Here is an 891-nt window from a genome sequence, read left to right on the forward strand (position 1 = left end):
AAGCACATCTGTAAGTACGAGCGACAGCACAAGCGAAAGTACTTCGATTAGTGATTCGAACTCAATTAGTACAAGCGAAAGCGATAGTGAAAGCACAAGTATTAGCGATTCAATCAGTGATTCAAGATCTGAAAGTACAAGCGTGAGTGATAGCGACAGTACAAGTGTAAGCACATCAATCAGTGATTCGAACTCAACTAGCACAAGCGAAAGTAATAGTGAAAGCACAAGTATTAGTGATTCAATCAGTGCATCAATTAGCGAATCTATTTCGACAAGTGTAAGTGAATCATCAAGCGAGTCAGGAAGCTATAGTGGAAGCACATCTGTAAGTACGAGCGACAGCACAAGCGAAAGTACTTCGATCAGTGATTCGAATTCAACTAGCACAAGTGAAAGTAATAGTGAAAGCACAAGTATTAGCGATTCAATCAGTGTATCAATTAGCGAATCTATTTCGACAAGTGTAAGTGAATCATCAAGTGAGTCAGGAAGCTATAGTGGAAGCACATCTGTAAGTACGAGCGACAGCACAAGCGAAAGTACTTCGATTAGTGATTCGAACTCCATTAGTACAAGCGAAAGCGATAGTGAAAGCACAAGTATTAGCGATTCAATCAGTGATTCAAGATCTGAAAGTACAAGCGTGAGTGATAGCGACAGTACAAGTGTAAGCACATCAATCAGTGATTCGAACTCAACTAGCACAAGCGAAAGTAATAGTGAAAGCACAAGTATTAGTGATTCAATCAGTGCATCAATTAGCGAATCTATTTCGACAAGTGTAAGTGAATCATCAAGCGAGTCAGGAAGCTATAGTGGAAGCACATCTGTAAGTACGAGCGACAGCACAAGCGAAAGTACTTCGATCAGTGATTCGAATTCAACTAG

The 891-nt window shown here is 40.2% G+C and carries 1 protein-coding gene; it reads left to right on the forward strand.

Annotated features, from left to right (window positions below; translation table 11 throughout):
• On the forward strand, positions 1 to 891 hold an 891-nt coding region (locus KQI58_RS22435; RefSeq protein WP_216411149.1), incomplete at both ends, for a hypothetical protein.

The organism is Enterococcus raffinosus, assembly GCF_018917525.1.
GTDB lineage: Bacteria > Bacillota > Bacilli > Lactobacillales > Enterococcaceae > Enterococcus_A > Enterococcus_A raffinosus_A.